Origin of the sequence: Chitinophaga hostae (assembly GCF_018224885.1) — a bacterium.
In the GTDB taxonomy this organism is placed as follows: Bacteria; Bacteroidota; Bacteroidia; order Chitinophagales; family Chitinophagaceae; genus Chitinophaga; species Chitinophaga hostae.
In genome coordinates, this window is sequence record NZ_JAGTXB010000067.1 from 1 (window position 1) to 466 (window position 466).

Annotated in this window: 1 protein-coding gene; it reads left to right on the top strand. The window is 49.6% G+C overall.

Annotation, left to right across the window (positions count from 1 at the left end):
- A partial coding sequence (locus tag KE626_RS34530; RefSeq protein WP_211977729.1) for a hypothetical protein occupies positions 1-466 on the top strand: 466 nt, incomplete at both ends.

Sequence of the window (466 nt, forward strand, 5' to 3'; positions counted from 1 at the left end):
GGACTCGATCAAACTGAGTGCTGCACCGGATAGTGTGAACGAAGGCCAGAGTGCTGTTATCACCGCTACTTTCCCGCATAACTGGAAAGCCGGAAAAGCCTGGACGATCAGCCTGGCGAAAGATGCAATAGCATCTACCGTTGGCGACGACCGCTACGACAGCATTCCAACGTTTATTACCATTGCCGCCGGCGCAGGCAGTGGTACAGCCACCCCGGTGAAAACGCTGACCAACAAAGTATTTAGTGATGAAGGATTTGTAAAGGTAGATGGTAATAAAGGCAACACAAACCTGCCAGCTACCAGCACCAGCATTTACATAAAAGATATCACTGATCCGGCGCAGAAGATCCTGACGATGACGGCAGATAGTGTTACATTAAACGAAGGCAACAGCACGGCGATAAAAATGTCGCTGCCAGCCGGTTATAAATCAGCCAGACCGCTGACGATTAACTTAACCACT